Genomic DNA, 14,369 nt, shown 5'->3' with positions numbered 1-14,369 from the left:
CCCGCCAGTTCAAACCGGAACACTCCCCTCGGCATGTCCTTCATGGCCATAATGAGCCGGAAGATTGCCATGCCGGCGCAGGTGACGCGCAGCCTCTTCCGCGCAGAGCGGGTCCTGAAAGCGATGCTTCTCCAAAATGTTGAATTCTCGCGTCGCGGAGAAGAAATTGAAGATTTGATCACTTTCGTCGCGCGCGACGATGCCAACCGTGCTGCCCGCAATCTGGATGATATAGGCGTCCGACATAATGCCTCCACGAGCCAATACCGCCGGCGCCTAAGCAATTCCTTCAAGCCTGCTTATACTTAAAATTCAAGATTGCTCAGGGGCGAACGGAATTCGGAAAAGATGTCACGATGCCACCGGTACCTCACCGAGCATCAACATATTTAATCTATAAATTTTATATACTAAATGTCAAGAGTCCCGCAGAGGCAGACCCGGGAGAAGCGGCAAAGATAAAGGCCAAGCCGTGAAGCCGCGCCTTGGCCTTCATAAACATCATTCCTTGCAAAGGGCCCGGATGCGACGGCCGCCACCCCAGCCAATCTGCCTCAGTCGAAAAGACTCGAGACGCTTTCTTCCTTCGACGTGCGGCCTATCGCTTCGCCGATCAACGGCGCGATGGAAATCACACGCACATTCTTGGCGACACGAACGGCTTCCGTGGCCTGAATCGTATCCGTCACCACCAGTTCCTTGAGGCAAGAGGCCGCGACGCGGGCGACAGCGCCCCCGGAAAGCACGCCATGCGTAATATAGGCATACACTTCCTTGGCGCCGTTCTTCAAAAGGGCCTCCGCCGCATTGCAGAGCGTTCCGCCGGAATCGATGATATCGTCGACCAGGATACAGCTCTTGCCGGATACATCACCGATGATGTTCATAACCTCGGACTCACCGGCACGCTCACGGCGCTTGTCGACGATCGATAAGGGAGCATCGATTCGTTTCGCCAAGGCGCGCGCGCGGACCACACCCCCGACATCCGGCGAGACCACCATGACATTGCTCAAGTCCAGCCGCTCCTTGATGTCGCGGACGATCACCGGAGCCGAAAACAGATTATCCGTCGGTATATCGAAAAAGCCCTGAATCTGGCCCGCATGCAGATCGACGGTAAGCACGCGATCGGCCCCAGCCCTTGTGATCAGATTGGCAACGAGTTTCGCCGAAATGGGTGTGCGTGGCCCCGGTTTGCGATCCTGCCGCGCATAGCCGAAATAAGGAACGACGGCGGTAATGCGGCGCGCCGACGCGCGGCGAAGCGCATCGGTCATGATCAGCAATTCCATCAGGTGATCATTGGTCGGAAAGGATGTCGACTGAACGATGAACGCATCCTCGCCCCGCACATTTTCCTGAATCTCGACGAAGACTTCCATATCGGCAAAGCGCCGGACCTGGCATTTTGTAAGGGGAACACTGAGATAGGCCGCAATAGCCTCGCATAAGGGACGGTTGGAATTACCAGAAAGGATGATCATCTCATTCGCCATGCCGATGCGGGAGTAAACCGGATGCGATTGGCCCCTGCAGGACGAAAGCCAGCGACGACTTCATCCCAGTGGATGAAATCGGCCAATTACGTCCAGGCAAAGCCGTAAAAGCAGCCCATCCCTTACCAGTGATCACCAACCGGAGCAATCATGCCACCCCAACACAGCTGAAGACTCCGTTGTGTAGCTGAAACAATTGCGGCCCGTCGGCAGATTGCGTCTCGCGCGGCAGAAATGCGCACGTCAAACGCTTGAAAATTTTCCACATTTCAATGGAGCCATTCGGAAATATCCGAACGGGTTCAGAGAGCCATTCCAGCAGCGGATCCAGCAGAGCCATGCAGGCTCTGCATATTGCGATCCGCAAACCGGGCTTGGAGTATTTTCCTTATCCCACCGAGACGCTTTATGATCTCATGGGATTGAAAATACGCTGATTTTTTGAGCGAAGCGTTTCCGGATATAGACGAAACGCTCTAGTTTGCGCGGGACCACGTCTCACGACCGCACATGCCGCCATTGGGAACGCAACCTTCAATCTTGAGCGAATTGTCGCCCGTCATTGTCACGGTCGCGGTATAGGTCAACCCATCATCAGCATTATAACTGAAACCCTTCCAGACATTGTCGCCAGAGGGTTTAAGAGCGAACAGAACCTCGATTCCGAGAACGGAGCGATTGCGTTTCGCCGGATCCGGGTTTTTCACGTCCTTGCCGGCAGGATCCCTGGTCGAGACCACATAACCGCAGAAATTTCCGCCGCATTTCTTGATCTGAACGATCGCGCTGCCGTCGGCGACACGCCATTGTCCGGCTGGATCGGCATGCGCGATCCCGCCGAGCGCCATGACAGCCAGAACGGAGGCAAGGAGACGTTTCATCAGCTTCTCGCTTTCTCATCAATATCGTGGCCAATCAACCGGCCAGTCCGCAGGGGTTTTGAGCAGGTATAGGGTGAGACTCCCGAAATCATCTCAGCTTCGAGCGGTCGACCCATTGGTCTGAACGCTCGATACCGGATTTCGGCGAGCCATCAGATCGAAATCTTGCCGGGGAGGAGAGTGCCACGAAGAAGGCATATCGAGGGAATTAGTTCAAAGAACATTTACAAACCGATAATAAGTCGAGCGCCGATCCATCAGAAGACTACGGGAACCGCTCTCAGTTTTCATCCCGGATATACCCAATCTCGGCGAGCACAATCTAGCAGGGACCAAGCCCCCGGCGGCGTGGCGGCGGATCTCTTTCATCGCGAAAGGTCGGGATTGAAGAGACTTAATATACCGCCATTCCAAAGGAATAAGGCGGTACACTTTTGCAAATCATTGGAATCGAATGATTTACAAGAACGGAACCCGGAATTCCTGCGGAATTCGGGTATACGATAGGGAAAAGTAATGCTTGATGAACCAGCTCAAGCGCGACACCCTATACTTTTGGAAACGCATGCGATCGTCAGGAAGGAAAACACGCTTTTCGGCTCGATAGAACACCGGAAAGATCGCCTATTCCGATCAAGAGACATGCGTCTTCAACGACACGCTGTCTTCTATCAATAATTTGGAGCAAGTCAAAAGCGCCGGTGTCCGGGCCGGATTTCAAGGAAATCGCACAAACAACTGATAAAAATTGGAAATATGCCTTCTCGCAGATTATTGCTCGTCATGAAGCAAAGTTTTTCATGAGCTATGTTTCCAGATCCGGGAAGAAGCATGGGAAGCACGGCCAACTCAGACCTGTTCCCTATCGTGCGGCGCCCTGCCCGTTCCAGGCGTCGCCGTTTGGCTGCGCACCCATTGAAACCGCTCGTCCTTCAACCGGCGTTCGCGCATTATTGGCCTGCAACAGTCTCGGTTGAGCTTCCGGCATGTTACTGAGGAAAGCTGCGAGATTTTCCGCAGCATTGGTCGCGAGATCCTGCAAGGTCGCATCCGACACCACCGACCACGGATCCGCGGCGCCAGCCTTGATGAACCGCATGTTCTTGAGACGCTGCAGCCGGTTCTTCGACGCATCGAAAATATCCCAAACGGCCGCGACCAATGTTCCCCCGTCATCCGGCGTGGCGCTCAAATAGGCCCGCAGGAAATAGTTTGGCTTGGACTCCGGTTTTCTGCCGGTTTTGCCGCCATCCCGCTCGGCATCGGCAATGAGATCGATATCCCGGCGTTCCGCGGCCTGGTGAAACAGATAGGTGAAACGATCAGCCACAACCTCAGACGCGCCGCCAAAACTGGCAAGGGCGATCCGTGCGCCGCGGGGACTCATTCCTTCCCGCCAGGCGATGCGCATTTCAGTCGTACCCACCGACGGCTGCGTCGAGGAAGAGACACAGCCTGCAATGAATAATGCCAATGAGCAGATGAACATTGACCGTGAGGGACTGGCCAACCGCCGCGACCATGCTGAATAAACCGCTCGATCCATGACCCCCACCTACACGCGGAAGACTGCGGCCGAAAACCGCACTTATTTTCTGATAAACAAGCAACAGCTAAACTGATTTTTTACCAAGGTCCAGCCGTCGCTGCATTTCGTCAATGGACCCCTTGTGGAGGTCTCTCGCAAATCATGCTGGTTCTCCGGCACAAATGACGCTTTCATTTCAGGAGATGGATGGCGCGCTCCCCACCTGCCCGGCCGCTCTCTCCGAATGGAAACCTTGAAAAAACACCGCTTCTCACCAGCGGTAATTCGAACACTTCAAACCGTCTCTCGAAAGGTCACAACAGTGACCGGTTTGGCGAAGGATTGATTCGCTGCTCCGAGCCCATTGATAGCGGTCTTGAAAACCCTCTTTTCACGCTTGGCCCGGTTCCTTAAATCTGTCCCATGGCTTCCACTCCCAAAATCATGAAGGATGAGGCTGGCGTGAGGCCGGCTGGCAAATCCGTGCCTTGCGACAGCGCGGAGAATCGCGCGCCGGACCAGGAAGACTTCCCATTCGATCCGGAAGAGGCGATCGACGACCTTACCAAGCCAGATGAAAATGATGGCACGGCACTTCTTGCCCCGACGATGGAAGGCATGGAGGCGGATGCCGCCGCCATCGGGCGTGGCGTCGATGTCATCCGGCATTACTGGCAGCACGCCCCGCTGGGTCCCGGCGTCTACAGGATGATCGGCGAAAATGGTGAGGTTCTCTACGTCGGCAAGGCGAAGAGCGTCCGCAAGCGCATTGCCAATTATCTGCGGATTGGTGGCCATACCAATCGCATCGCCCGGATGATCAGCCTGACGGCCTCCATGATTTTCGTCTCGACGGCGACGGAAACCGAAGCGCTTCTGCTCGAGACCAATTACATCAAGCAGATGAAGCCGCGCTTCAATGTCCTGATGCGCGACGACAAATCCTTTCCCTACATTCTGCTCACCAAGGATCATGCCGCGCCACAGATCACCAAACATCGCGGAGCGCGCAGCCGGAATGGTGATTATTTCGGGCCTTTCGCAAGCGTCTGGGCCGTCAACCGGACTTTGAACGCGCTGCAGCGCGCCTTTCTCCTGCGCTCCTGCACCGACAGCTATTACGAGAACCGGACGCGGCCCTGCCTTCTGCATCAAATCAAACGTTGCTCGGCGCCATGCACCGGCGAGATCAGCCTTGAGGATTACGAAAGGCTCGTCGGCGAGGCGCGCGACTTTCTTTCAGGTAAAAGCCGGACTGTCCGGGAAATGCTCGCGCGCGAAATGGAACAGGCGTCGCAAGCCCTGGAATTCGAGCAGGCCGCGCGCCTGCGGGACAGAATCAGCGCCTTGTCGGCGATTCAGGGCGCGCAGGGCATCAATCCGCGAACCGTTGAAGAAGCCGATGTCTTCGCCATCGTCGAGGAGGCCGGCCATTTCTGCGTCGAGGTCTTCTTCTTTCGCGCCTCGCAGAACTGGGGCAACCGGGCCTATTTCCCGCGCGCCGACAAGAGCCTGTCCCTCGGCGAAGTGCTCGATGCCTTTCTCGCCCAGTTCTATTCCGATAAACCTGCCGCCAGGCTCATTCTCTTATCCGAAGAGATCGAAAATGCCGGATTGCTCGCGCAGGCCCTCGGGGAACGCAGCGGATATAAAGTCGAAATCGCTGTTCCGCGCCGAGGCGAGAAGCGGGAACTGGTCGAGGCGGCTGCGCAAAACGGCCGCGAAACGCTGGCGCGGCAATTGGCCGATCAGGCCTCGCAGGAGAAACTGCTTGCGGAACTCGCCCGCGCATTCGATCTCGACCGGCCCTTGAGACGCGTCGAGGTCTATGACAATTCCCATATCATGGGTACCAATGCGATCGGCGCCATGATTGTCGCCGGTGCTTCCGGTTTCATGAAGACCCATTACCGCACCTTCAACATCAAGGATCAGGAACTGACGCCCGGCGATGATTTCGGCATGATGCGGGAGGTGCTGCGCCGCCGGTTTACCCGGCTTCTGCGCGAAGACTCAACCCCAGATCTAGGCCAAGATCAGGGTACCGGCGCGGAAAATACCGAAGAGACCTTCCCCCAATGGCCCGATCTGGTACTCATCGATGGCGGTCAGGGTCAGTTCGAGGCGGCCCGGACGATCCTGAACGAATTGGGCATCGAGCGCGTCGCTCTGGCGTCGATCGCCAAGGGAGTCGATCGCGACGCTGGGCGCGAGACCTTCTTTGTGGAGGGGCAGGAGCCATTCCGCCTGCCGCCGCGCGATCCCGCCCTTTATTTCGTACAGCGGCTGCGTGATGAGGCCCATCGATTCGCGATTGGAACCCACCGCGCGAAAAGGCGTAAGGAATTCACCAAAAACCCGCTTGATGAAATCACCGGCATTGGCCCGGCACGCAAGCGCGCGCTCCTGAACGCTTTCGGCTCAGCGAAAGCCGTCTCCCGCGCCGCCCTGCCGGATCTCGAAAAAGTTCCGGGGATCAATGCAGCAAGTGCGAAGCTCATCTATGATTTTTTTCATGAGCGTGGCAAATAGAGGCATGGCACTTTCGACGATTTCCCGCGGCAATAGTCAGGCGCTGACTTTGCCTAATCTTCTGACCTACGGACGGCTGCTTGTCGTCCCCCTTGTCGTCGGCTGTCTGTTCTGGTCGGAATTCGACGCCATGCGCTGGATCGCACTGGGTCTTTTCGTCGTCGCCGGCATCACTGATTTTCTCGATGGTTATCTGGCGCGCGCCCTCTCGCAGCAATCCTCACTCGGGAGAATGCTCGACCCGATTGCCGACAAACTGCTCGTCTCGTCGGTCATCGTGATGCTCGTCGCCGATCATACACTGAAGAGCTATTCGCTTTGCGCGGCAGTGGTCATTCTGTGCAGGGAAATCCTTGTCTCAGGCCTGCGCGAATATCTCGCCGAGCTTAAAGTGCCGGTGCCGGTCAGTAAGGTCGCCAAATGGAAAACCACCGTGCAGCTCATCGCCCTCGGCTTTCTGATCGCCGGTCCGGCCGGTGAAAAGCTTATCCCTGGCACAATCGTGATCGGTCTCGGGCTTTTCTGGGCCTCGGCCTTGCTTACACTTTATACGGGCTGCGATTATCTTCTCGCGGGCGTGAAGCATGTGATCGACGAGTGAGCCAATGAAAGCACTTTATTTTTCGTGGGTGCGGGAACGCATCGGCAAAAATGAGGAAGACATCACGCCGCCTGATTCGATCAAGACGGTTGGCGAACTCATGACCTGGCTCTCTCACCAGGGAGAAGGCTATGCCGCCGCCTTCGAAAACGAAAAGACCATCCGCGCGGCGCTCGACCATACATACGTCAAACCGGAGACCGCACTTGGCCAGGCGCGTGAAATCGCCTTCTTCCCGCCGATGACAGGAGGCTGAGCGTGACCGGCAAGACGATCGTCAGGGTACAGGCGGAACTCTTCGACGCGGCGACGGAATGCGCCGTCTTGACTGATGGACGGTGCGATCTCGGTGCTCTCGTCACTTTCACCGGCCTTTGCCGTGATGAAGGCGGGGTGCTTCAATCCCTCGAAATCGAACATTATCCTGGCATGGCGGAAGACGAGATCAAGAGAATCGTCGCCGATACGCGCGAGCGCTGGCCGGTCCAGGACATTCTCGTCATCCATCGCTTCGGGATGATCACTCCCGGCGAGCCTATCGTTCTTGTCGCCACCACCGGCCTGCATCGCGGCGAAGCCTTCAATGCGGCGGAATTTTTGATGGATTTCCTCAAGACCGAAGCGCCGTTCTGGAAGAAACAACATCTCAAGGCCAAAGGCGTGGGTGGTTGGGTCAGTGCCAAAAAGGAGGATGAGGATGCCGCCGAAAAATGGCTGGCACCCCATAAACCTTCTGAAAAGCCGGAAATCATTCCCATAATCAAGCAAGCCGAAGCGAAACCCGCCTGAGACCCTCAGTCCGGAAGGAGGCGCCCTTTCTCGGCGATCGTTTCGAATCCACACATCAGATTTTATTAACCTTAAGCACGGGTCGAAAGCCGCGAAGCTATGACCGGAAAGAGATTGATAAACTTCTAGCTTAATAAAGTCGCCAGATGCTCCCGGAAATGCGCCAGGGTTTCTCCAAGCCAGTGTTCAACGCACGACCGGGTCTTCCGGCCGGGAGCATGCGAGTTTGAACTGCAGATGACGTCATTGGAAGAGGCATGAAGGAAAGTTGCTTGCCCCCGCTAGGGACGATCACACGTTTCCTTGCCACAGCCTATGGCCTGGTTCTTCCAGTTTTCATTGCGCAGACCGGCATGATGACCGAGGCCCATGCCGATGACGACCCGACCTTCTTCAGTCAGCTCTTTTCCTGGTTCAATCCTGACGGCCAGAACAACGATAATGAGAAGAAGAAGGCTGCCTTCGATGGTGTGCCTTATGATGTCACGCTGACTGTTTCAGGCGATGAATCCCTGGCGTCGACACTCAATGACGCCTCCAATCTGAAAAGCCTGCAAGAGGTGACGCCTTCTGGTGCCGCTGGACTCATCCGCCGTGCCTTCGCGGACCGCAAACGGCTGATGGCGGCGCTCTTTGGTCAGGGCTATTATGGCGGAACCATCGATATCAAGGTCGCAGGTTACGCACCCGATGATCTCGACGCCTTTCCCGCGGTGGAAAAAGCCCGCAAGGCCGGGCCGGTCAAAGTCACGATCCATGTCGCGACGGGGGAGCGTTTCACCTACGGCAAGCTGACTATTCTCGATGCCGCGACCAAACGACCCTTCACCGACGTCCCTTCGACGCATGACATGCGCCTTGATCCCGGCAAGCCGGCGCTCGCGGATCCGATCTTTCGCGCGGAGCAGATGATCGTCGACCATTTACGTGGAGAAGGCCATCCCTTCGCCAAGATCACCAGCCGGGACATTGTCGCCGATCATGCGACGCGGCAATTGGATATGACCTTTTTCGTCGATCCTGGTCCCAAGGGCCGGTTCGGCCCCATCCAAGTGACGGGGACGCAGGATCTGAAACGCGATTTCGTCGAGCGTCAGATCGACATCGAACAGGGCGAACCCTATTCCCCCGATCGCATCAGCCGTATCCGCAAGAGGCTCGTCGCCCTCCCCGCTATCAGCACGGTCCGGATCAAGGAGGCACAATCGCTCGACAAGAACGGAGAATTGCCTGTCACCTTCGATATTGTCGAGCGTCTGCCGCATTTCGTCGGCGCGAATGCCAAATATTCCAATACCGAAGGCGGCGCCATCAACGCTTTCTGGGGTGACAGAAACCTCTGGGGACGCGGCGAAAGCCTGCGCATCGACGCATACGGCTCCTGGTATGGCGGCGCGCTCTATGGCGTGCCCAATGCCAACCGGCTGGGCTATAAGCTCGCCGCCACTTTCACCAAGCCCGATATCTTTACGCCGCAGGACGATCTCAACGCGCAGGCCGCCATTCTGCGCGAGGTCACCAGCGCCTATGTCCGTTCCGCCGCGACATTCCTCGGCGGCGTCAGGCACCGCTATTCCGATCAGCTAAGCGTACAGGCCGGCGTCGACCTCGAATATTCACGCAGCCAGGACAATCCGATCTACCCGCGCAACGATTTCACCGCCGGCATCCCGATCGATCTTTCCTATGATTCAACCGATTCGCCGCTCGATCCGTCACGCGGCGCGCGCGTCACCGCGACACTCGAGCCTTTCGCCTCGCTCGGCCAGAACGGCCCCGGCCCCGTTCTCGCCAAGGCCATCGTTTCCGGGTACCATGCCTTCGACGAGGATAAAAAGTATATTATCGCCGGGCGGGTCGGCGCGGGCAGCCTGATCGGCGCCGATCTTTATGCCGTGCCGCCACAACGGCGGTTCTATATCGGCGGCGGCGGGACATTGCGCGGCTATGGCTATCAGCAGGCGAGCCCGCGTGATCAATATGGCAATCTGATCGGTGGCCTCAGCTTCTTCATGGCCTCGGCGGAAATGCGTATCCGCGTCACCGATACCATCGGCGTCGTGCCATTCATCGACGCCGGCGAGGCGTTTCGCAGCTCGCTGCCGTCGCTCAGCACGATCCGTTATTCGGCGGGTCTCGGCCTGCGCTATTACACACCCGTTGGCCCCATTCGCCTCGACGTCGGCGTCCCGATCAACCGTCAGCCGGGCGATTCCAATTACGGCATCTATATCAGCATAGGACAGGCGTTTTGAGGCGGATTCTGGTTCGTACAGGCGCGACCACGCTCGCCGCACTCGCGGGCCTCGGTGGCCTTATCATCCTCGGTCTGCAGACACGCCCCGGCCAGGATGCACTCGCGTCCCTACTGTCACGCCTCGCCTCATCACCGGACCAGACCATCACGATCGAGCGGATCAGCGGCTTCGTGCCCTTCGACATACACGTCGGCCGCATCAATGTGACAGACCGCAAGGGTGCCGTCGCAGAGGTCACGGATGCCACTTTGCGTTGGAAACCGCTGGCGCTTCTTGGCGGTCGCATCCACGTCGAGGATTTGAGCGCCGGCACGGTCCATCTCTTCCGGCTGCCGGAAAGTCAGGCTCAATCTCCCGCTTCCGGTCAATCCTTCTCGCTACCTTCCCTGCCCAGCCTGCGCCTCGATCATCTTTCGATGCCCAACATCGGTCTCGGCGCTCCGGTCCTCGGCCAGCCGGTACAATTTGCAATCAACGGCTCCGCCGCCTTCGACGACCCCGCGCAGGGATTGCAGCTCGCCCTGACGCTCGATCGCAAGGATGTGCCAGGCCGTTTCGCCGGCACTTTGCGCTACCTTCCGGACGGGGAAAAGCTCGATCTCGACATCGAAGCCTCGGAGCCTGCTGGCGGTCTCGTCGGAACCCTTCTCTCTCTGCGCGATCAGCCCGCCCTGCGGCTCGCCATCAAGGGAAGCGGCACGCTGAAAAACTGGGATGGTGCGCTCGACCTCGCTGCCAATGAGACAGAGCGGTTGAAGGGGACCGTTCAATTGCGCGCGGCACAGCAAGGCATCAACGCCGGTTTCGCCTTCAATGGCGATCTTGCGCCGCTCGTTTCCGAAGAGGTCGCGCCGCTGGTGGCCGGAGCTTCCAAACTCACCGGAACCATGACGATCGGCGAAGACAAAAAGCTCGCCATCGATTCCCTTGCCCTGTCTCTGGCGGCGCTCTCGGCCGAGATGCAGGGAACATTGGATCTTGCCGCCGATCAAACCAATCTCACCTTCAAGGCCGAGGGAAGTGCCGCAAAAAATTATGGCGCACTGGCACGCGGTCTCGACTGGTCCGGTCTGCATCTCAGCGGCTCGGCGCGCGGCGCCCTTCTCGAACCACTCGCAAATGCCAAGCTCGTCATCGACCAGCCCTCCGCCGATGGCTATGGCGCCCGGACCTTGGCCGTGAATGCCACCACGCAGCATTCGCCGCTGGCGCCGCTCGCCCTGCGGGTCGAGGCATCGGCTTCCGGATTGCGCGCGGATTCGCCGAAAATCGCCCAAGCGATCGGCAAGGAGGCCCGTTTTTCCGCCGATGGCCTTCTGTCAGCCGATCATGCAATGACCTGGACCTCCGCGCGCCTCGATTTCCTGCCGCTCGAAGCGCAATTCGAAGGCAAGCTCGGTGGCGGCGCCTTCAACGGCACGATGCAAATGCCACGGCTCGATCTTTCGGCTTTCGCGCCCCTCGTCGGGCGGCCGGTCGATGGGACGATGCAATTATCCGCACGTTTCGACGGAGCGCCCGACCTTAGCCAGGTCGCGATCGATCTCTCCGGCGACTTGCGCAATCTCAAAATGAACATCCCCGCCATAGATCGCCCCTTCAAACAGGCGAAATTCAACGGGGCTCTCTCCCGCGCCAAGGACGGCACCCTGTCCGTCAAATCTTTTACGCTCAATGCGCAGGGACTTGATCTGACCGCCAACGGGATCGTTGACAGCACGCAATCCGATCTCAAATTCGATCTTGCCGCCGCCGATCTCTCCCTGTTCGACGATCGTCTCGCGGGCAAGGCAAACGTGACCGTAGCCGTCACTGGGAGTCTGAACAAACCGGGTCTCGATCTCACGTTCCGCGTGCCGCAGGGACAGGCAATGGGACAAAGAATCGAGGATCTCCGCCTCGCCATCATCGGCGCCGATCTCATCGGCGCGCCGCAAGCACAATTGACCCTGGCCGGAAAAATCGGCGGCAAGACAGCTTCAGGCAGTGGCCAATTTCTGACCCGGCCGGATCAGTCGCAGGCGCTTGAAGGGCTCGATCTCTCGCTTGGGTCCGTCCGGCTCGTAGGACAGGGCACGCGCGCGGTTGATGGGGCGCTCGACGGCAAGGTTCAGATCAAGGCCACCGATCTCGGCGATCTTTCACCACTTATCTTGGCGCAACTCGGTGGCCGGCTCGACGCGGAGGTTTCGGCTTCGATGCAGAACGGCAAGCCGATCATCAATGCCAAAGGCAATGCCACGAACCTTCTCTACGATACCTATCGGCTCGCTGCTTCCAGCTTTGATCTGCGCGTTGCCGATCCACAGGCAAGTCTGCTGCTCGACGGCAAGGCCAGCCTCTCCGGCATAGAGGCCGCCGGCGCACGCTTCGACACGCTTCGCCTCAACGCCGCCTCTAGCGGTCCCTCGAGCACGCTTTCCCTCGCCGGGGAAGGCTATGGAAGCCGGCTCACGGCAGATGCCCTGCTGACATCCACCGCTGATCAGAAAGCGGTTACGCTTAGATCCTTGCGGCTCGCCCGTTCCGACGTCACCGCCACGCTCAGCCCGCCCGCGCAACTTCTCTGGCGCGACGGGACCCTGACGATCGATCGTTTCGTGCTAGCTGCCAACCGGGGCCAAATCAATGTTCGCGGCCGCGCCGGAAAAACGCTCGCGCTTGATGTCGCCGTGCAAAATCTGCCTCTGGCGGTCGCCCGCGCCTCCTCACCCGATCTCGATCTGCGCGGCACGGTCAATGCCACGGTCAATCTTACGGGTTCGGCCTCGGCACCGTCGGGGCGTTATTCGGTCTCGGTGAAGCAATTCACCATGCCGCAATTGATCCGCTCCGGTGTCAGGCCGCTCGATGCCAGCGCCAGCGGCCAGCTCGATGGCAAGCGCGTCAGTATCGACGGGCGCCTGTCCGGCCTTTCAGGGAGGCCGTTCACTGTGACCGGCTCGGCGCCACTCGGTGATGGTGCGCTTGCGCTGAAACTGCGCGGCACGCTAGCGCTTGAACAGGCCAATGCCCTGCTCGCAACCTCGGGCATGCGTGTCGGCGGCGAGGTGACTATCGACACCGATGTGAAGGGAACCATCGCCGCGCCGCAGGTCTATGGCTCGCTGCGGCTCGCGAATGGCGCCTTCGAGGATGTCGTCAACGGCGTGAAACTCGATCCGATTACCGCAACGGCAACGGCGTCAGGCCGCGATATCAGGATCAATTCCTTTACCGCGCAGACACAAACGAACGGCAGCCTGCACGGACAGGGACAGATAAGGATCGATCCAGCAGCAGGTTTCCCTGGAAGCATCGATATAGGAATGAACAATGCGGTGCTGGTTTCAAGCGATCTCATGCGCTTCATCGCCAACGGCAAGCTCAATCTGACCGGCTCGCTCTCGCAGCGGCCGAAAGTCGCCGGCCGCATCGACGTCAAGGCGCTCGACATCAATATTCAGGAACGCCTGCCCGGCTCGGACGCCGAAATTCTGCGCGTGCACCACATCAATGTGCCGGCCAACCATCCAATCGCCAAACGGATGGCCGAGGCTGAGCGCCGCAAACGCAACCAGCAAAAGCGGCCGCAACCTTTCATCGCCGATCTCGACCTGACCATTGCCGCCGTGAATAATGTCTTCGTCCACGGCATGGGAATGGCCGCCGAATTGAGTGGAAATCTGCATATCACCGGCACCAGCGCGGCGCCGCAAACCTCCGGCGCCTTCGACCTCCAGCGTGGTCAATTCGATGTGCTCGGCCGCCGCCTCACCTTTACAGAAGGTCACGTCGCCTTCAACGGCACCACTGATCCTGATCTCAATTTCACCACAGAGACCACCAGCTCTGATATAACGGCGAAAATTCTCGTCACCGGAACCGCTTCGGAGCCCAAAATCTCCTTCAGCTCGACGCCAGAACTGCCTCAGGATGAAATTCTGGCGCGGTTGCTTTTTGGCCGCTCGACCGGCTCGCTGACCACCAGCCAGGCGATCCAGCTCGCGCAGACGGTCGCGCAATTCTCCGGGGGCGGATCGAGCGCCCTCAATTCCCTGCGCAAGACGCTCGGAGTCGATACGCTCGGAGTCGATACGAGCAGCGGTTCCGGCGCGCAATTCGGCCTCGGCAAGAGGCTCAACGACCGGATCTATCTCGGCGTCACGCAGGGCACGACACCAAGCTCCAGCCGGGCGACGGTGGATATCGATATCACCCGCAATCTCAAAGTTACGGGCTCGTCCGGAATGGATGGAGGCGCCGAGCTCGGAATCGGCGGTCAGTGGGATTATCGCTGAA

11 protein-coding genes are annotated in these 14,369 nt (G+C 58.6%); 6 read left to right on the top strand and 5 right to left on the bottom strand.

The features are described 5' to 3' along the window. Positions 1–9: 9 nt before the first annotated feature. From DL88_RS10000 to DL88_RS19355, 5 genes are all read right to left on the bottom strand, one after another. On the bottom strand, positions 10–246 hold the full coding sequence (locus DL88_RS10000; RefSeq protein WP_051955822.1) for a hypothetical protein: 237 nt from the start codon (positions 244–246) through the stop codon (positions 10–12). 308 nt (positions 247–554) lie between these two features. After that, the gene (locus tag DL88_RS09995) at positions 555–1,487 is read right to left on the bottom strand and encodes a ribose-phosphate pyrophosphokinase (protein WP_034995477.1); all 933 of its coding nucleotides are present in this window, start codon (positions 1,485–1,487) and stop codon (positions 555–557) included. A 160-nt stretch (positions 1,488–1,647) separates the two neighbouring features. Continuing rightward, positions 1,648–1,839 (bottom strand): hypothetical protein, encoded by a 192-nt coding sequence (locus DL88_RS09990; protein WP_034995364.1) that lies wholly within the window; start codon positions 1,837–1,839, stop codon positions 1,648–1,650. Positions 1,840–1,975: 136 nt separating this feature from the next. Next, complete coding sequence (locus DL88_RS09985) at positions 1,976–2,380, bottom strand: DUF2147 domain-containing protein (RefSeq protein WP_034995361.1); 405 nt, start codon at positions 2,378–2,380, stop codon at positions 1,976–1,978. Between the two features lie 862 nt (positions 2,381–3,242). Continuing rightward, the gene (locus tag DL88_RS19355) at positions 3,243–3,806 is read right to left on the bottom strand and encodes a hypothetical protein (RefSeq protein ID WP_156971035.1); all 564 of its coding nucleotides are present in this window, start codon (positions 3,804–3,806) and stop codon (positions 3,243–3,245) included. Between the two features lie 525 nt (positions 3,807–4,331). On the opposite strand from DL88_RS19355, the gene uvrC reads away from it, so the two are divergent. From uvrC to DL88_RS09950, 6 genes are all read left to right on the top strand, one after another. After that, positions 4,332–6,440, top strand: coding sequence for an excinuclease ABC subunit UvrC (uvrC, locus tag DL88_RS09975; RefSeq protein WP_034995359.1), 2,109 nt, complete (start codon positions 4,332–4,334; stop codon positions 6,438–6,440). Positions 6,441–6,444: 4 nt separating this feature from the next. Continuing rightward, entirely contained in the window at positions 6,445–7,041 is a 597-nt protein-coding gene (pgsA, locus tag DL88_RS09970; RefSeq protein WP_034995356.1) for a CDP-diacylglycerol--glycerol-3-phosphate 3-phosphatidyltransferase, read from the top strand. 4 nt (positions 7,042–7,045) lie between these two features. Next, positions 7,046–7,297: a molybdopterin converting factor subunit 1 gene (gene moaD, locus DL88_RS09965; RefSeq protein ID WP_034995354.1), complete on the top strand. Its 252-nt coding sequence runs from the start codon at positions 7,046–7,048 to the stop codon at positions 7,295–7,297. 2 nt (positions 7,298–7,299) lie between these two features. After that, positions 7,300–7,830, top strand: a complete 531-nt coding sequence (locus DL88_RS09960) for a molybdenum cofactor biosynthesis protein MoaE (RefSeq protein ID WP_051955818.1) — start codon at positions 7,300–7,302, stop codon at positions 7,828–7,830. A 257-nt stretch (positions 7,831–8,087) separates the two neighbouring features. Continuing rightward, positions 8,088–10,085, top strand: coding sequence for an autotransporter assembly complex protein TamA (locus tag DL88_RS09955; RefSeq protein ID WP_051955816.1), 1,998 nt, complete (start codon positions 8,088–8,090; stop codon positions 10,083–10,085). Next, complete coding sequence (locus tag DL88_RS09950) at positions 10,082–14,368, top strand: translocation/assembly module TamB domain-containing protein (RefSeq protein WP_051955815.1); 4,287 nt, start codon at positions 10,082–10,084, stop codon at positions 14,366–14,368. The genes DL88_RS09955 and DL88_RS09950 overlap by 4 nt, the downstream gene beginning before the upstream one ends. Position 14,369 lies beyond the last annotated feature (1 nt).

The sequence above is a fragment of the Beijerinckia mobilis genome (assembly GCF_000745425.1).
In the GTDB taxonomy this organism is placed as follows: domain Bacteria; phylum Pseudomonadota; class Alphaproteobacteria; order Rhizobiales; family Beijerinckiaceae; genus Beijerinckia; species Beijerinckia mobilis.
The sequence above is the reverse complement of the archived record's forward strand: the minus strand, read 5'-3'. Positions and strand labels throughout refer to the sequence as shown.

Bases quoted from the DNA above. Each gene is read 5' to 3' on its own strand.
- DL88_RS10000 (WP_051955822.1), bottom strand. From the start codon at position 246: ATGTCGGACGCCTATATCATCCAGATTGCGGGCAGCACGGTTGGCATC.
- uvrC (WP_034995359.1), top strand. From the start codon at position 4,332: ATGGCTTCCACTCCCAAAATCATGAAGGATGAGGCTGGCGTGAGGCCG.
- moaD (WP_034995354.1), top strand. From the start codon at position 7,046: ATGAAAGCACTTTATTTTTCGTGGGTGCGGGAACGCATCGGCAAAAAT.
- DL88_RS09995 (WP_034995477.1), bottom strand. From the start codon at position 1,487: ATGATCATCCTTTCTGGTAATTCCAACCGTCCCTTATGCGAGGCTATT.
- pgsA (WP_034995356.1), top strand. From the start codon at position 6,445: ATGGCACTTTCGACGATTTCCCGCGGCAATAGTCAGGCGCTGACTTTG.
- DL88_RS09985 (WP_034995361.1), bottom strand. From the start codon at position 2,380: ATGAAACGTCTCCTTGCCTCCGTTCTGGCTGTCATGGCGCTCGGCGGG.
- DL88_RS09955 (WP_051955816.1), top strand. From the start codon at position 8,088: ATGAAGGAAAGTTGCTTGCCCCCGCTAGGGACGATCACACGTTTCCTT.
- DL88_RS09990 (WP_034995364.1), bottom strand. From the start codon at position 1,839: ATGGCTCTGCTGGATCCGCTGCTGGAATGGCTCTCTGAACCCGTTCGG.